The organism is Shouchella rhizosphaerae, from assembly GCF_900142675.1.
Lineage (GTDB): Bacteria > Bacillota > Bacilli > Bacillales > Bacillaceae_D > Shouchella > Shouchella rhizosphaerae.
The window spans coordinates 120665-135168 of the sequence record NZ_FRBS01000003.1 but is presented as its reverse complement, the minus strand read 5'-3'; the positions used below and the strand labels follow the sequence as shown (position 1 = coordinate 135168).

The following is a 14504-nucleotide window of genomic DNA, read 5'->3' as shown; positions in this document are numbered from 1 at the left end:
TTCGGTTAACGAAAACGCTCTAGGAAATACTAACAGCATCATTCATCTATTAGGGAGGAAGGAAATTATGGGCTTTGCAACCATTGCCTTGTTTGTGCAACTGTTTTTTGGAATTATCATTGGTGTTTACTTTTGGAATTTGTTAAAAAGCCAGCGTAGCCAAAAAACATATCTTGATAAAGAATCAAAAGTGGAATTAGAGAAAATGAAACGGCTTCGTGACATTCGTTTGACAGAACCCCTCGCTGAAAAAGTGAGACCGAAGCATTTGTCGGAAGTTGTTGGTCAGGAAGATGGGTTAAAAACACTTCGCATGGCGCTGTGCGGGCCGAACCCTCAGCATGTGATCATATATGGTCCTCCAGGAGTCGGGAAAACAGCAGCAGCACGCTTAGTTCTTGATGAGGCGAAACGCCAAGCAGACTCGCCGTTTCGCTCAACTGCTGCTTTTGTTGAATTGGATGGCGCCACGTCCCGTTTCGATGAAAGGGGCATTGCTGATCCTCTTATTGGGTCTGTACACGACCCGATTTACCAAGGGGCGGGCTCAATGGGGCAAGCGGGCATTCCCCAACCAAAGCCAGGGGCTGTTACAAAAGCACATGGCGGTATTTTGTTTATTGATGAAATCGGCGAACTTCATACAATCCAGCAGAATAAGCTGTTAAAGGTGCTTGAGGATCGAAAAGTGTTTTTAGAGAGTGCTTATTACAGCTCGGAAAACGAGCAAATCCCTTCTCACATACACGATATTTTCAAAAGGGGGCTCCCTGCTGATTTTCGCCTAGTCGCTGCGACGACACGCCAGCCAGAAGAAATGCCACCAGCCATTCGTTCTCGCTGTCTAGAAGTGTTTTTCCGGGCTCTTGATCCTGATGAGATTGTGGAAATTGCAAAAAGAGCTGCTGATAAAGCGGGCATGGCGTTAACAAGTGAAGCGGCCAAAAAGGTTGCTGACTATGCTACCAATGGCCGGGAAACGGTCAATGTCGTCCAAATTGCGGTAGGAGCCGCCCGAGCCGATAAACGCACTTCCATTGAAAAGCATGATATTGAATGGGTTCTCCATTCGAGCCAAATGTCGCCACGGCCCGAACGGCGCATCCACGAACAGCCTGCCGTTGGCCTCGTCAATGGCTTGGCAGTAACAGGGCCAAATAGCGGCGCCCTTCTGGAAATTGAAGTGCTTGTACAAGAGCGGGCAGGGAATGGTACGCTGACGATCACAGGAATTGCGGAAGAAGAACAGTCCGGTTCGCAAATGCGTTCAATTAAACGAAAAAGCATGGCCCGGTCATCCGTTGAAAATGTCATTACCGTTCTGAAGCGGAAAGGGCTGCCGACTGGTGACTACGATATTCATGTCAATTTCCCAGGGGGTACGCCTGTTGATGGCCCGTCTGCCGGGATTGCCATTGCCACTGGTATTTACTCGGGTATTAAACAAAAGGCCGTTTCAAACGAAGTTGCGATGACAGGGGAATTAAGTGTTCATGGGAAAGTGCGACCGATTGGCGGCGTTATTGCAAAAGTGAAAGCGGCAAAGCAAGCCGGAGCCAAACGGATTATTATTCCGAAAGAAAATGAACAAGCGCTCTTGAAAACAATAGAAGGGATTACCATTCATCCCGTGAAAACGTTTGATGAAGTCCTTGAGCTTGCACTCGTAGAGGAAAAAATTGAAACAGAGGCGATCCCAGCGTCTGCGGTGGGATACGATCCCTCTCCAATCTAAGTATTAGACAAAGGGCGCGTAAGTAAGCTAAAATAAGTTGAATGAGTAGAAATGATGTAAATGACAGAGCGTCAATCATTTGAGTGGCGCTCTAAGCGTTGTGTGCTTGAAAGCAAGAAAACAGTATTATCTTTTCTTGCATTCGGATACACTGGTAAAACAAAAAGGATTAAGGCTTCTAGAGAAGACTGTGCGGAGGTGTATGACGGATGGGTGAAATTCGTTCGGAACGACGTGTTCCGCTCCTTCCTTTGCGTGGTGTGCTTATTTTTCCAGGCACGATCATGCACTTAGACGTTGGACGCGAAAAATCTGTCAAAGCGTTAGAGGAAGCGAAAAGCAATGGCCATCACTTATTTTTGGCCACCCAAAAAGAAACGACGTTAGATGATCCTCAACAAGAGGATTTGTATAAAATAGGAACGTTTGCGAAAATCAACCAAGCGTCAAAATTGTCAAACGGCACTGTCAGAATACAAGTGGAAGGGATCCAACGAGGGGAAATCACTTCTTTTAAAGATTATGGCGATGTCTTAGTTGTCGATGTTTCCTTATTTGAAGTAAAACGGGAAGGCGATATTGAATCAGAAGCATTGATGCGCACGCTTTTATCGATGTATGAACAATTTGCCAAACAATCGAAACGAGCTTCACAAGAAACGGTTAATTCCCTTAGAGAAACGACAGACCCTGAATTGTTTTCGGACACCGTTGCTGCGAACTTAACGTTGAAACTAACGCAAAAGCAAGAATTGCTTGAGTTGATTGATGTCAACAAAAGGCTCCATAAACTGATTGAACGATTAGGCAATGAACAAGAAGTGCTGGGGCTTGAACGGAAAATTGGCCAGCGCGTCAAAAAGGCAATGGAGAAAACGCAAAAAGAATATTACTTGCGTGAGCAAATGAAGGCAATTCAGAAGGAATTAGGCGACCGTGAAGGGCGAACGGGCGAGATTGCGGAGCTCCGTGAAAAAATTGATGCAGCTGGCATGCCTGAACATGTGTATGAAAAAGCGATCAAAGAACTAGGTCGCTATGAAAAAATGCCAGCCAATGCGGGGGAAAGCTCGATTTTAAGAACGTATTTGGATTGGCTCATCCAACTTCCATGGAAAAACGAAACAGAAGATGAGCTTGACGTCGGTCGCGCTGAAGCGATTTTGAATGAAGACCATTACGGACTTGATAAAGTGAAAGAGCGCGTTCTTGAGTATTTGGCCGTGCGCCAACTGACAAAAAGCATGAAAGGCCCGATTCTGTGCTTAGCTGGACCACCTGGAGTCGGCAAAACGTCACTGGCCCGTTCCATTGCCCGCTCATTAAACCGGGAGTTTGTACGTATGTCACTAGGTGGCGTACGTGACGAAGCAGAAATCCGCGGCCACCGCCGCACATACGTCGGCGCAATGCCAGGCCGTCTCATCCAAGGAATGAAACGAGCAGGGACGATCAATCCAGTATTTCTCCTCGATGAAATCGATAAGATGGCCCAAGATTTTAGGGGCGATCCAGCATCTGCTTTGCTTGAAGTGTTAGACCCTGAACAAAACAGTACATTTAGCGACCATTACCTTGAAGAAGCTTATGACCTTTCGAAGGTAATGTTTGTGACAACGGCAAATAATATTGCCACAATCCCTGGACCTCTGCTTGACCGAATGGAGATCATCTCAATCCCAGGCTATACCGAGCTGGAAAAGTTAGAGATTGCCCAAAGCTACTTGCTGCCGAAACAAGTGAGCGAGCACGGGTTAAAAAAGAGCACATTACAAGCAAAACCTGAAGCTCTTAAAAAAGTAATCCGCTACTATACTCGAGAAGCAGGTGTCCGTGGTCTTGAACGGCAGCTAGCAACACTATGCCGCAAAGCCGCGAAAATGATTGTGATGAATGAAAGAAAGCGTGTCGTCCTTACCGAAAAAATGGTGGAAACGATGCTAGGAAAACCGCGTTTTCGCTATGGGATGGCGGAAGTGGAAGACCAAGTTGGCGCGGCGACTGGCCTTGCTTATACATCCGCTGGAGGGACAACGCTGGCAATTGAGGTTTCAGCAGTTCCTGGAAAAGGCAAGCTGACGCTAACGGGCAAGCTTGGCGATGTCATGAAGGAATCGGCCCAAGCAGCTTTCAGCTATATCCGTTCCCGGTCAAAAGAGCTTGAGATTGATCCTGGGTTTAATGAAAAGACAGACATACACATCCACGTACCTGAAGGGGCGACTCCGAAAGATGGCCCGTCAGCGGGGATTACAATGGCGACAGCACTTATATCTGCACTGACTGGAAGGAAAGTTGACCGCGAAGTCGGCATGACTGGCGAAATTACATTACGTGGCCGGGTGTTGCCGATTGGCGGCTTAAAAGAAAAAGCAATGAGTGCTCATCGGGCTGGCATTAGGACGATCATTATTCCGAAAGACAATGAACGGGATGTCGATGATATTCCAGAAAGCGTCAGAAAGGAATTAAAGATTGTTTCTGTCTCCCATTTGGATGAAGTATTGAAAGTTGCGTTGAAAGAGGAAACCCAATGAAAGTAACAAAGGCAGAATTAGCGCATGTCGCTGTAAAAGCAGAGCAATACCCAAAGAACCAGCTTCCTGAACTTGCCCTTGCCGGCCGTTCTAACGTCGGCAAGTCTTCTTTCATCAACAAAATGCTAAATCGGAAAGGGCTTGCCCGTACGTCAGGCCAACCAGGCAAAACACAAACGCTCAATTTCTATGAAATTAACGAACGCCTTTACTTTGTGGATGTTCCAGGCTATGGATATGCCAAAGTCTCAAAAACGGAACGAGCTGCTTGGGGCAAAATGATTGAAACGTATTTGTCCGAGCGAGAAGAGCTAAAAGCCGTGTTGCAACTCGTTGATATTCGGCATCGCCCATCCGAAGACGACCAACTTATGTACAACTGGATGAAGCATTACGGCATCCCTGTCATTTTGGTCGCGACAAAGGCTGATAAAATCCCGAAAGGAAAATGGCAGAAGCAGTTAACGGCCATTGCCAAAACGTTGGACAAAGAGGCAAGTGACCCGTTGCTATTCTTTTCTTCTGCAACAGGGCTCGGCAAAGATGAGGCTTGGCGAACGATTTTGAACCATTTAAAAGTAACCGAATGAGCGGTGGAGTAAACTTCCACTGCTTTTTTTGCAAGTGATCAAGCCTAGATTACATTCATTCAAAATAAGAGCGTTTTCTTTGTTTGTTCACAAAATGTTTTTGAGTCCTTATTTAGACATGTTATAATTAAGACATGTTATAATCGATTTTGGGCAAAGTAAAGTAGAGAAACTAGAATTGGATCGACCTTTAGGGGGCTATGACATGCATACGATCGCAATAGGATTAAATTATAAAACAGCCCCAGTAGAAATACGGGAAAAACTAGTATTTAGCGAACACCAGCTTCCAGAAGCACTTAAGAAGCTTCGCTCATCTAAAAGCATGATGGAATGCGTTATCCTTTCTACTTGCAACCGGACTGAACTGTATGTAGTCGCAGATCAGCTTCATACTGGGCGCTATTTTGCAAAAGCCTTTTTGGCAGAGTGGTTTTCTGTCGATATGGAAGATGTAACGCCGTATTTGGTTATCCGTGAAAATGACCATGCTATTGAACACCTTTTCCGCGTTGCTTGTGGGCTAGACTCAATGGTAATCGGCGAAACGCAAATTCTTGGACAAGTGAAGCAGGCCTTTTTGCTCGCGCAAGAAGAGAAAGTTACAGGCACGGTGTTTAACCAGCTATTTAAACAAGCGGTTACGCTCGGCAAACGTGTGCACTCGTCAACCGAAATTTCTTCACAAGCGGTTTCTGTTAGCTATGCAGGCGTAGAACTGGGAAAGAAAATTTTCGGTACGTTTTCAGGGAAACATGTGCTGATTTTAGGCGCTGGAAAAATGAGCGAACTGACGGCCAAACATCTTTATGCGAATGGGGCAGCTTCGATTAGCGTCATGAACCGGACAAAAGAAAAAGCGGTGGAACTGGCAAGCCAGTTTGCCGGAACGGCTCGCTCTTTTGCTGAATTGAATGATGCTTTGAAAGAAGCGGATGTCGTGATTAGCTCCACAGGAGCCCGCGACTTTGTTGTCACAAAGGAAAATGCTGCAGACGCCCTTAAAAAACGGAAGGGCAGGCCGCTGTTTGCGATTGATATCGCGGTGCCACGGGATATCGACCCGGAAATTGCAACGATTAGCGACGTTTACTTATACGACATTGATGACTTACAAAACATTGTTGAAACGAATAAAAAAGAGCGCAAAAAAGAGGCTGAAAAAATCGGTGTTATGATCGAGGCAGAGATCGATGACTTTAAAGCATGGCTAAACACACTAGGGGTTGTACCTCTTATTACAGCCTTGCGTGAGAAAGCATTGCAAATCCAAGGCGATACAATGGAAAGCATTGAGCGAAAGCTTCCTCACTTATCAGAACGTGACATAAAAGTGTTGAACAAACATACGAAAAGCATTGTCAATCAATTGCTCCGCGACCCGTTGACGAGAGTGAAAGAGCTTGCAGCTGAGCCAGATGCCAAGCATTCCCTTGAATTGTTTAAGACGATTTTCGCCCTTGAAGCACAAATAGAACTGGCTGAAAAGGCAGAAGCCGATCATGCGGAACAATCTTGGAAAGAAGGGCAGCGCCCTTCCTTAAATCAAGGCATGGCGTTGCGGACATAGGGCGTGGTGAGGGCCAATGGATTTCGTTTATCCAATCACCGTCTTGCTCTATAGTTTGAGCTTAATTGGATATTTTATCGACTTTTTGACTAACAACCAAAAAGCCAACCGAATTGCCTTTTGGTTGCTTTTGTTTGTGTGGGGGCTACAAACTGTTTACTTCGTTATGCGGATGTTTGAATTGGACCGGCTCCCATTAATCACTCCGTTTGAAGGGCTGTTTTTTTATGCATGGTCGATTGTGACCGTTTCGCTTTTCATTAATTGGAAAGTGAAAATGGCCTTTTTAGTGTTCGTCCTAAATGTCCTCGGTTTTGCCGTAATGTCAGGCAGCTTGTTCGTCCCTTCTGGTGATGTGACACAAGCAACGATGGATTTGCTTGCCTCGGAACTGCTTGTCATGCATGTTGTGTTTATTTTGCTTTCCTACACAGGTTTTACTGTCGCAGCCGCTGCTGCAGTGCTCTATTTGCTGGCGCACCAGCTTTTGAAGCGGCGGCTATGGGGGAAGCGGCTCATTCGCCTTGATTCGCTGCCACAAACGGAGAAGTTTTCGTACTTCGCATCTGTGGCCAGTTTTCCGTTCTATTTGGTCGGCGTCATCTGGGGCGTCGTTTGGTCGATTAGCCAATATGACCATGTTTGGTGGACGGATGCCAAAACGATTTGGTCATTGTCCGTTCTTGCTGCTTATGGGCTTTATTTTTATTTGCGGCTGGTGATTGTCGGAAAAGGCTATCGGTCGATTTGGCTTAATATAGGCGCCTTTGCCGTTTTGCTCATTAATTATATTGTCAGCGGCCGTTATACAGATTTTCACACATGGTTATAAGGAGGAGCACATGCGAAAGATTGTGATTGGCACACGCCGAAGCAAATTGGCGTTAACGCAAACGAATTGGGTCATTGACCAGCTTAAACAGCTTGGCGTTCCCTATGAGTTTGAAGTGAAAGAAATTGTGACGAAGGGCGACCGCATTCTCGATGTGACGTTATCAAAAGTAGGCGGGAAAGGGTTGTTTGTTAAAGAAATTGAAGCAGCGCTCCGCTCTGGGGAAATTGACGTTGCAGTCCACTCAATGAAAGACGTGCCTTCCGAACTGTTGGAAGAATTCACTCTTGCTGCAATTACAGAGCGAGAAGATCCACGGGATGTGCTTGTGAGCGAAAATGGCCACACACTGGACGAGCTCCCAGCTGGTGCAATTGTCGGAACGAGCAGCTTACGGCGTTCTGCGCAAATTTTACATAGGCGCCCAGACGTGCAAGTGAAATGGATACGGGGCAATGTGGAGACCCGTTTGCGCAAACTAAAAGAGGAAGATTTTTCGGCGATTGTCTTGGCTGCAGCTGGGTTAAAGCGGCTTGGCTATGGCGAGGACGTCATCACCGAATACTTAGACAAAGACGTATGCTTGCCTGCGATTGGCCAAGGGGCGCTAGGGCTTGAATGCCGTGTGGATGACGTAGAAACAACGGAACTGTTAGCAAAGCTGCACCATGAAGAAACAGGAAAAGCCGTTTTGGCAGAACGAGCCTTTTTAAAGGAAATGAACGGCGGTTGCCAAGTGCCGATTGGCGGGTATGCAACGGTGCTTGAGGATGGCGCAGTATTCCTGACAGGGCTTGTCGGTTCTCCTGACGGCAAAACGATACTAAAAGAAGGAAAAAGCGGAATGGTTGCGGATGAGCTAGGGAAAGAGGTGTCTAGCCTGTTGACTGCACAAGGGGCTGGAGCGATTCTTGAAAAGGTCAGGAGCGAACTGGAAGGGTCATGAAACCGCTAAAGGGGAAACATATTCTCATTACGAGAGATGAGCGGCAAAACGAAAGGTGGGCAGCCGAGCTAGCTGTTTTAGGCGCTATACCTCATTCTTTGCCGCTCATTCAATGCGTTACGAGGAATTTGACACCGGCGCTGAGGGAAACATTTGCTCATTTACACCAGTTTGCTTGGGTTGTCTTTACGAGCGCTAATGGCGTGCGCGCTTTTTTTGACCTGTATAAAGGGCAGCCATTTACGGCAAAAGTAGCGGCTGTTGGCCCAAAAACAGCACAACTTCTTGAAGAACAAGGGCTCCATTGCGATTTTATTCCGAGTGAATATACAGGTGAAGCGCTCGCAAAAGAGTTGGTCCCATTGCTTGCTCCACATTCGGATGTATTGGTTGTAAAGGGACAACTGGCTAAAAGAACGGTGTGCGACATCCTTTCATCATCTGACAGACAGGCCACTGTTACAGAAATGATCGTATACGATACACTATGCCCTGCTGGTGCCGAGGAACAGGCGAAACGTTTACAACAAAAGACATTTGATTACGTTACGCTGACAAGTACGTCAGCGGCCGTACATTATGCCAATGTCGCACCTGCAGCTGGGATTCGCGCTAAAACGATTGCCTGCATTGGCCCAGTTACAGCCCGAGCAGCAAAGCAATGCGGACTATCTCCTCTAGTGACTGCGAGCGAATATACTGTTAAAGGGCTAATTGATACGATTTTAAACGATATCGGGGGAATGAAACGATGAACCAACCATTTACGCGCCACCGCCGTTTACGCCAAAGTGCCGCGATTCGCCGCATGGTTCGAGAAACGACATTACAAGCTGATGATTTGATTTATCCGCTTTTTGTGACAGAAGAAAAAAACAAGAAGACAGAAGTGCCGTCGATGCCAGGGGTCTATCAGTTTTCACTTGATCGCCTAAATGAAGAAGTGGGAGAAGTGGAAAAGTTAGGGATCCCGGCTATTATTCTATTTGGTATCCCGTCAGAAAAAGATGCTTGTGGTTCACAAGCGTATGCGGAGGAAGGCATCGTCCAGCGTGCGATTCGACAAGTAAAGCATGCGTTTCCAAATATGGTCGTGATTGCCGATACGTGTTTATGCGAGTTTACGGACCACGGCCATTGCGGACTTGTGAAAGAGGGCGATGTCCTAAACGATGAAAGTTTAGCGTTGCTTACGAAAACGGCTGTTTCCCAAGCAGAAGCAGGGGCGGACATCATTGCCCCATCCAATATGATGGACGGCTTTGTTTATGCGATCCGCAACGGATTGGATGAGGCAGGTTTTACCGATATTCCAATTATGTCTTATGCCGTTAAATATGCTTCTGCGTTTTACGGCCCGTTCCGTGATGCGGCTAATAGCGCTCCTGCTTTTGGTGACCGCAAAACGTACCAAATGGATGCTGCCAACCGTGAAGAAGCCTTGCGAGAAGCCCATTCAGACGTAGAACAAGGAGCCGACTTTTTAATTGTCAAGCCTGCGCTCTCTTATCTGGATATTGTCCGCGAAGTCAAAAATGAAACAGGCATGCCGCTTGTCGCTTATAACGTAAGCGGCGAATATGCAATGGTAAAAGCGGCCGCCCAAAATGGCTGGATTGACGAAAAAGCAATGGTAATGGAAACATTAATTAGCATGAAGCGGGCAGGAGCAGACTTGATTTTGACTTATCATGCCAAAGATGTAGCCAACTGGCTTAAAGGGAGCTGAAAGCATGGGAAATTGGACAAAGTCGATTGAAGCGTTTAAAGAAGCACAGCCGCTTATGCCAGGCGGAGTGAACAGCCCGGTGCGGGCATTTAAATCAGTAGGCATGAACCCGGTTTACATGAAAGAGGGGAAAGGCGCAAAAATAAAAGACATTGACGGAAATGAATACATTGATTATGTCCTGTCTTGGGGGCCGCTCATTTTAGGACATGCCAATGACGTTGTCGTCGAAGAGTTAAAAAAAGCAACAGAACTGGGAACAAGTTTTGGCGCTCCCCACGAATATGAAACGAGGCTTGCCAAACTTGTCATCGAGCGCGTTCCTTCGATTGATGTTGTTCGGATGGTCAATTCAGGGACGGAAGCGACAATGAGCGCATTGCGCCTAGCACGGGGCTATACAGGCCGAAACAAAATTTTGAAGTTTGTCGGCTGTTACCATGGACATGGCGACTCGCTATTAATTAAAGCAGGTTCAGGTGTGGCAACACTGGGCCTCCCTGATAGTCCAGGTGTTCCAGAAAGTGTAGCCCAAAATACACTGACGGTGCATTACAATGATGTGGAGAGCGTCCGCTATGTATTTGAGACGTTTGGAGATGATTTGGCAGCCGTCATTGTCGAGCCAGTCGCAGGGAATATGGGAGTTGTCCCTCCAGAACCAGGCTTCTTAGAAACATTGCGAACATGGACGGAAGAAAACGGTACGCTCCTGATTTTTGATGAAGTCATGACTGGTTTCCGCGTTGGCTATACGTGTGCACAAGGGGAATTTGGCGTAACGCCTGACCTCACATGCCTTGGGAAAGTAATCGGTGGTGGCCTTCCTGTCGGCGCCTTTGGCGGCAAACGGGAAATTATGGAGCAAATCGCCCCAAGCGGACCGATTTACCAAGCAGGAACCCTTTCTGGAAATCCTCTTGCGATGACGGCAGGTTATTACACACTTTCACAGCTTACAAAAGCAGATTACAGCGAGTTTGCTCGTAAAGCAGAACGTTTGGAAGCTGGTCTTTCAGCCGCAGCGAAACAGCATGGCATTCCCCACTCAATTAACCGTGCTGGTTCGATGATTGGCTTATTCTTTACAGACGAGCGCGTGTATAACTTTGAAAAAGCGCAGACGTCCGACTTGGATTTGTTTGCCGCCTATTTCCGCGGAATGTTGGCAGAGGGCATCTCTCTTGCCCCATCGCAGTTTGAAGGGTTGTTTTTATCGACGGCCCACTCAAACGAAGATATTGAGGCGACCATTGCAGCAGCAGAGCGAGTCTTTCAAGCAATCGCCACGAAATAAACAGCATTCACTTGCACAAACCAGTTGAGCACAGTTGCCAACTGGTTTTTTTGTATGGGCGCCAACCATTGCTTATCATCAGTCCGCTCCTCTCACCCCCTGTTTTTCGTCAAGCTTGGCCGATTAGGAGAGGCCGCCAGATCTTTATTAACGATTTAAATAGACCGAGGCCACGCATAATCACATAAACTGTGTCATAAACGTTATAATGTACAACGTTTTTAGGACATTTGAGAAGGGGGAATTAGAGTGGCGCAGGAGCAATCATCGACGTTAACCTTTTCCATAGAAGATTCCGTATGGCTGAACCAAGGGCAACAAATTGACGAAATTCTTGGCATGACCTTAACGCCAGAGATCTTTGTCGATCAAGACGGCGAGCATGTAACGATTAAGGGTGGACTACGTTTTGTCGGTGAGTACAAAATTGACCGTGGTGTAGAAGAAGAACAGCGCATTGATGATGGAGAATCATTTGCTGACTTGAGCGATTTCCGCCAATCTGGGCAATTGACTGAGCATGAAGGGGAAGTTGGCGAGATTGAGCATTTGTTTCCAATTGATATTACAATTCCGATGGCTCGAATCCAACATATTGATGATATTTTTGTGGAAATTGCCAGCTTTGACTATGATCTGCCAGAGAAAGGCTGCATCCAATTGACGGCTGACGTTAGCATTAGCGGCATGAAAGCGGAAAAACAGGAGCTGGAAGCCGATGCAGATGACCGTGAGTTGGAACAGGAAGAAGAAGCGGAAGAAACGGCTTTTTCTTTCACTGCTTACAAGGAGCCTGACGGAGAAGAGCCGAGTTTGCAAAAACCAACAGTCGAATCCGATGCACAACAAACAGCATCAGCTGGCGCAGAAAATCCTCAAGAACATCGAGAGCAAGTGTTGGACATCTCTGCCGCTTTTGAAGCAGCACTTGAAAACAATCATGAAACATCACCGCCTTCTGAATCGGTGTCGCCAAGGTCAACAGAGAATGAACTGGACGTTGAGCAAGAGAAAAAAGCGTCTGTGGAAACGACTGAAGATGAGGTGATAGAAGCCGTAGCAGAAGAGGTTCGTTATGAGGAATCTCAACAGCAGGAAGACGGGCTAGCAGGCGATGACCAAGAACTAGAAGAAGAAGCACTTGAAGAGGAAGATCAAAAAGGTGAGCGAGAAGAAAACGCGACGTATTTGACGAGCATGCTCAGAAATGAAGTCGAGCAATTTACAAAGTGGAAAATGTGCATCATTCAAGAAAATGAAACGCTTGACACGATTGCCGAGCGGTATGAACTGTCAGCAAGCCAATTGACGCGCTATAACAATTTAGCTGATGAACAGGTATCAGAAGGGCAAATTCTCTATATACCTGTGAAAGCGGAGTAGGCAGACAATGATTGAGCAATTGAAAGCACGCTACGGGTTTGGAGATGCCACTCTGGAAAACGATCAGCTCTTGACAGACTATGGGACAAAACGGCTTGAATACTGGCAAGATAAAGCGTTATTGGATTGGCATACAAATTGGCGTGACAGTTGCAGCGTCACGCCAACTGTCTTGATGGATCGCATGATTCGCACAAAAGACGGAAAGCCTTTTATAAAAGTGGATGGCCGGTACGTCACGGTTCATGACCACATCGTTCCTAGCTGTTTGCAAAAAGGGTATGAACAGCAGTGGGGCACGCTATTAGGAGCTATGGTGGCGAACGGGAGGAAGGAAAGCAAGGATAGGGAAGAAAGGGCCAAACCTTTGGCAGAATTGGAGTGCCTGCTGCCCAGCCTCGAGCCTGAACAACAAAAGGTTGTAAAAGGATTGTGGAAGGAAGCGGAGAAGCGTCAGGCAAAAGCTGAAAAACTAGCGCAGGAAAAGCAACCGGTAATGGCTCAGATCGAAGCGCCTGAACAGTCTGGAATTCTCTTTCATATGCTTGTAGTGAAAGGGACGACTAAGCCTCCTGAAGTAGGATACGGTTCAATGATGCGCTTTTTAAAGAACTGGTACGCTGAACATGGACAAGAATCATTTTGGGCGTTGCTCGATGCATTGGATGCACAAGCAGCATTGACAACGCCAGAAAAAAAGGCGCTGTTGGCAGAAGGGCTGCAAGTGCATGAGCTTGACCCGTTGTTGTCGTACGCATCAGGCAATCGCGACAAAGAGCTGGCAGTGTTAGTGGAACGTGCCGTTTCCGATTGGGACAAAACAAGGACGTTTGTTTCAGCATTTGCTAATTGGCTAGATGAAAAGAGGGTGAAAGTATGAATCCGCTCTATGAAGCCATTTTGTTTTACTATGATTTACAGCCAAGGGCAATCGAACAAGTCGGCCAGAAGTTAATCCGTGTAGAGACGGACCAAGGCATATTTGCTTTAAAGGAGACGGATATTGACCGAATCCGCGCCGATGAATTTGTTCATGCGATCCGCAAGTTGACAAAGCTTCGTTTCAGGCAATTTATCCCTGTTTTGCCAACGAAGTTTGGCGAGTATACGCTTTTTGCTGGGGATAAAAGCTATTATTTAATGCCGTGGGTCAATGAGGTTGACTATCAAAGCCGCGTCTCGATTGAAGAAACGATTGCAGATCATCTTGGTGTCATCCACCGCATAACGGTAAAGACACAGCCAGCTGTAAAAGAGTCACTCGATGGATCGTGTGAACGGTTGTTGGCTCGTTGGGACAGGCATTTTTTAGAAATGTCCCGTTTTGCTGATCAAGCTGAACAGAATCGTTATATTTCGCCCTTTGAGTTAACGTTTTTAACCCATTACGGCTTGCTGGAACAGCTTGCTGAAGGGGCGCGCAACCAGTTGGAAAAATGGTACGAAGCAACTTTAGAAAAACGTTCCTATAGAAGCGTGCTGACACATGGAAGGCTTTCTCGTCACCATGCAATGGCGACCGAAACAAACGAACTGTTGTTGTTTAATTTTGAACAAGCAAGTTTAGACACACCAGCACGGGACTTGGCCGCCTTTTGCCGACGCAGCTTTCCTTACGCATTATGGGAAGAGGATGAAGTGTTCCGTTGGTTGCATCGCTATGAGCAACATTTGCCATTGCTTGATTCTGAAAAGCATCTCCTTTGTGCGTACTTATTGTATCCAGATCCAATTTATTACGCGATCGGCGATTATAGGCACGGGGGAAACGAACTTGAGCATGTCCGGCGCCTTGAGAAGCGGATCATGGCCATGCGCAAAGTTCAGCGTTTTGTGTCCAAACTTGCTCCAGCCGAAGAAAAAAAGGAAGCATAAGCCTTCAGCT

12 protein-coding genes are annotated in these 14504 nt (G+C 46.7%); all 12 read left to right on the top strand.

Going from position 1 to position 14504, the window contains the following annotated elements:
• The first annotated feature begins 67 nt into the window (after positions 1-67).
• The 12 genes from lonB (at position 68) to ysxE (ending at position 14494) form a co-directional block, all read left to right on the top strand.
• Positions 68-1735, top strand: coding sequence for an ATP-dependent protease LonB (lonB, locus tag BUC05_RS09735; RefSeq protein WP_035201821.1), 1668 nt, complete (start codon positions 68-70; stop codon positions 1733-1735).
• Between the two features lie 209 nt (positions 1736-1944).
• Positions 1945-4272 carry an endopeptidase La gene (lon, locus tag BUC05_RS09730; RefSeq protein WP_011247477.1) on the top strand — a complete coding sequence of 776 codons (2328 nt, stop codon included), beginning with the start codon at positions 1945-1947 and terminating at the stop codon, positions 4270-4272.
• Positions 4269-4862 carry a ribosome biogenesis GTP-binding protein YihA/YsxC gene (yihA, locus tag BUC05_RS09725; protein WP_011247476.1) on the top strand — a complete coding sequence of 198 codons (594 nt, stop codon included), beginning with the start codon at positions 4269-4271 and terminating at the stop codon, positions 4860-4862. Before lon ends, yihA begins: the two co-directional genes overlap by 4 nt.
• A gap of 205 nt (positions 4863-5067) precedes the next feature.
• Entirely contained in the window at positions 5068-6432 is a 1365-nt protein-coding gene (gene hemA / locus BUC05_RS09720; protein WP_035201820.1) for a glutamyl-tRNA reductase, read from the top strand.
• Between the two features lie 16 nt (positions 6433-6448).
• Positions 6449-7264, top strand: coding sequence for a cytochrome c biogenesis protein (gene ccsA, locus BUC05_RS09715; RefSeq protein ID WP_035201819.1), 816 nt, complete (start codon positions 6449-6451; stop codon positions 7262-7264).
• Between the two features lie 10 nt (positions 7265-7274).
• The gene (gene hemC, locus BUC05_RS09710) at positions 7275-8210 is read left to right on the top strand and encodes a hydroxymethylbilane synthase (RefSeq protein ID WP_035201818.1); all 936 of its coding nucleotides are present in this window, start codon (positions 7275-7277) and stop codon (positions 8208-8210) included.
• The gene (locus tag BUC05_RS09705) at positions 8207-8965 is read left to right on the top strand and encodes a uroporphyrinogen-III synthase (RefSeq protein WP_035201815.1); all 759 of its coding nucleotides are present in this window, start codon (positions 8207-8209) and stop codon (positions 8963-8965) included. The genes hemC and BUC05_RS09705 overlap by 4 nt, the downstream gene beginning before the upstream one ends.
• Positions 8962-9939 carry a porphobilinogen synthase gene (gene hemB / locus BUC05_RS09700; protein ID WP_035201813.1) on the top strand — a complete coding sequence of 326 codons (978 nt, stop codon included), beginning with the start codon at positions 8962-8964 and terminating at the stop codon, positions 9937-9939. Before BUC05_RS09705 ends, hemB begins: the two co-directional genes overlap by 4 nt.
• Before the next feature lie 4 nt (positions 9940-9943).
• Positions 9944-11236: a glutamate-1-semialdehyde 2,1-aminomutase gene (hemL, locus tag BUC05_RS09695; RefSeq protein WP_011247470.1), complete on the top strand. Its 1293-nt coding sequence runs from the start codon at positions 9944-9946 to the stop codon at positions 11234-11236.
• Positions 11237-11485: 249 nt separating this feature from the next.
• Positions 11486-12619 (top strand): stage VI sporulation protein D, encoded by a 1134-nt coding sequence (spoVID, locus tag BUC05_RS09690; protein ID WP_035201810.1) that lies wholly within the window; start codon positions 11486-11488, stop codon positions 12617-12619.
• Positions 12620-12626: 7 nt separating this feature from the next.
• A complete protein-coding gene (locus tag BUC05_RS09685) occupies positions 12627-13499 on the top strand; it encodes a hypothetical protein (RefSeq protein ID WP_035201808.1) in 873 nt (290 codons plus the stop codon).
• Positions 13496-14494 (top strand): spore coat protein YsxE, encoded by a 999-nt coding sequence (gene ysxE, locus BUC05_RS09680; protein WP_011247467.1) that lies wholly within the window; start codon positions 13496-13498, stop codon positions 14492-14494. Before BUC05_RS09685 ends, ysxE begins: the two co-directional genes overlap by 4 nt.
• The last annotated feature ends 10 nt before the right edge of the window (positions 14495-14504 follow it).

Coding starts and splice junctions, on each gene's coding strand:
- hemB (WP_035201813.1), top strand. CDS start 8,962: ATGAACCAACCATTTACGCGCCACCGCCGTTTACGCCAAAGTGCCGCG.
- lonB (WP_035201821.1), top strand. CDS start 68: ATGGGCTTTGCAACCATTGCCTTGTTTGTGCAACTGTTTTTTGGAATT.
- ccsA (WP_035201819.1), top strand. CDS start 6,449: ATGGATTTCGTTTATCCAATCACCGTCTTGCTCTATAGTTTGAGCTTA.
- ysxE (WP_011247467.1), top strand. CDS start 13,496: ATGAATCCGCTCTATGAAGCCATTTTGTTTTACTATGATTTACAGCCA.
- hemA (WP_035201820.1), top strand. CDS start 5,068: ATGCATACGATCGCAATAGGATTAAATTATAAAACAGCCCCAGTAGAA.
- hemC (WP_035201818.1), top strand. CDS start 7,275: ATGCGAAAGATTGTGATTGGCACACGCCGAAGCAAATTGGCGTTAACG.
- hemL (WP_011247470.1), top strand. CDS start 9,944: ATGGGAAATTGGACAAAGTCGATTGAAGCGTTTAAAGAAGCACAGCCG.
- BUC05_RS09685 (WP_035201808.1), top strand. CDS start 12,627: ATGATTGAGCAATTGAAAGCACGCTACGGGTTTGGAGATGCCACTCTG.
- lon (WP_011247477.1), top strand. CDS start 1,945: ATGGGTGAAATTCGTTCGGAACGACGTGTTCCGCTCCTTCCTTTGCGT.
- BUC05_RS09705 (WP_035201815.1), top strand. CDS start 8,207: ATGAAACCGCTAAAGGGGAAACATATTCTCATTACGAGAGATGAGCGG.
- yihA (WP_011247476.1), top strand. CDS start 4,269: ATGAAAGTAACAAAGGCAGAATTAGCGCATGTCGCTGTAAAAGCAGAG.